1 pseudogene is annotated in these 607 nt (G+C 62.6%); it reads right to left on the bottom strand.

What is annotated here, in order from left to right:
- A pseudogene (locus AB3X86_RS38340) lies at positions 1 to 607 on the bottom strand (hypothetical protein); the annotation flags it as partial.

A 607-nucleotide genomic window follows, 5' to 3' on the forward strand; every position in this document is an offset into this window, starting at 1 on the left:
CCGCGTTGTTCGACACCGCACCCATACCGATCGCCACCGAGTCCGCACCCAGCGCCGACGAATCCGCCCCCGTCGAGTTCGCGTGGAAGTACTTCGTACCGTTCTCGTACACGTTCGTTACCTGGTCGCCGATGCTCGACACCTGGTCACCGAGGTTGGTCACCTGGTCGCCCAGGTTCGTCACGTTGGTGTTGGTCTCGGTCAGCTGTGCCATGTTCACCGCATCGCCCGGGTTCACGCCTTCCGCCACATTCGTGATGCGCGTGCCGCCCGTATGCGTCGTGCTGTTGTACGTGTCACCGCCCAGCGTCAGGCTGTTGTAGTTCACCGTCCCGTCCGGGTTGGTGTCGTACTTCACCGAGCTCTGGTCAATCTGCGTGATCCGGTCACCCAGATTCGTCACGCGGCCATCGATGTTCGTCACCTGGTCACCCAGATTGGTGATCGACGTGGTGTTCTGCTCCACCTGCTGGTTCGTGGCATGCAGCTGCGAGCCGTTCACCGCGTCCGTGCTCGTCGACGACAGCTCGCCTTCGGCCACGTTCGTGACCTTCGTGCCATTGCTGTCACCGCCCAGCGTGACCGTGCCCTTCGACGCATCGTCGTA

It is taken from the genome of Paraburkholderia sp. BR14374 (assembly GCF_040948685.1).
Taxonomy (GTDB): domain Bacteria; phylum Pseudomonadota; class Gammaproteobacteria; order Burkholderiales; family Burkholderiaceae; genus Paraburkholderia; species Paraburkholderia youngii.